This is a genomic window from Hymenobacter defluvii (genome assembly GCF_017589435.1).
Lineage (GTDB): Bacteria > Bacteroidota > Bacteroidia > Cytophagales > Hymenobacteraceae > Hymenobacter > Hymenobacter profundi.
This window is the reverse complement of sequence record NZ_JAGETX010000085.1, coordinates 1-968: the sequence shown is the minus strand read 5'-3', so window position 1 is coordinate 968 and position 968 is coordinate 1. Positions and strand designations below refer to the sequence as shown.

Genomic DNA, 968 nt, shown 5'->3' with positions numbered 1-968 from the left:
CATCATGGCTTTCGATAAAGCATCTAGAAGAAAACGGATCCAGCGCATCATCCGCACAAAGGTTGCTGGCACGTCCGAGCGCCCACGTTTATCAGTGTTTCGTAGCAATACAGGCATTTATGCCCAAATCATCGACGATACTACTGGTCACACGTTGGCGTCTGCTTCCTCGAAGCACGTTTCGGTAGAAGGGGGCAACGGAGTCGCCCTTGCTGCCGCAGTAGGCAAAGAACTTGCCTCCCGTGCTCAAGGTAAAGGCATTACGAAAGTGGTATTCGACCGTTCCGGTTATCTCTACCACGGCCGCGTAAAATCACTGGCAGATGGCGCGCGTGAAGGCGGGCTGAATTTCTAAGACAATGTCCAAAGATAATAGAGATAACAACAAGGTTGTTCGCGCTAACGAGACCGACCTTAAGGAGAAAGTGGTTGCAATCAACCGCGTCGCCAAAGTAGTAAAAGGTGGTCGCCGCTTCAGCTTCTCTGCTATTGTAGTAGTAGGCGATGGCAACGGAGTAGTAGGCTATGGTCTTGGTAAAGCCAATGAGGTAACCGATGCTATTGCCAAAGGCATTGACGACGCTAAGAAGAACCTTGTAAAGGTGCCATTGTACAAACATACTGTACCGCACGTAATGGAAGGTAAATATTCGGGTGGTTTCGTGTTAGTACAGCCTGCCGCTGCAGGTACTGGTGTAATTGCCGGTGGTGCTATGCGTGCTGTATTTGAAAGCGCTGGCATCAAAGATGTGCTAGCAAAGTCAAAAGGGTCCTCTAACCCGCACAACGTAGTGAAGGCTACCTTCGATGCCTTGGCTAAAATGCGTGACCCGTTGCAGATTGCACAGCAGCGTGGAATCAGCCTTCAGCAAGTATTTAACGGCTAAGCAGAGATGACACAGATTAAAATCACCTTGGTGAAAAGCGTCATTGACCGCCCTGAGCGTCAAAAGCGCACTGTTCAGGCT

At 49.8% G+C, this 968-nt stretch carries 3 protein-coding genes; all 3 read left to right on the top strand.

Annotated features, from left to right (window positions below; all coding sequences use genetic code 11):
• Window positions 1-4: 4 nt before the first annotated feature.
• Window positions 5-355, top strand: coding sequence for a 50S ribosomal protein L18 (gene rplR, locus J4D97_RS23050; protein WP_185281350.1), 351 nt, complete (start codon window positions 5-7; stop codon window positions 353-355).
• 4 nt (window positions 356-359) lie between these two features.
• On the top strand, window positions 360-887 hold the full coding sequence (gene rpsE / locus J4D97_RS23045) for a 30S ribosomal protein S5 (protein WP_208309634.1): 528 nt from the start codon (window positions 360-362) through the stop codon (window positions 885-887).
• A 6-nt stretch (window positions 888-893) separates the two neighbouring features.
• The coding region (locus tag J4D97_RS23685) for an uL30 family ribosomal protein (RefSeq protein ID WP_243900485.1) at window positions 894-968 on the top strand (75 nt) is incomplete at its 3' end.

What these genes read in the sequence shown, in the direction of transcription:
- rpsE (WP_208309634.1), top strand. Translation starts at nt 360, where the DNA reads ATGTCCAAAGATAATAGAGATAACAACAAGGTTGTTCGCGCTAACGAG.
- rplR (WP_185281350.1), top strand. Translation starts at nt 5, where the DNA reads ATGGCTTTCGATAAAGCATCTAGAAGAAAACGGATCCAGCGCATCATC.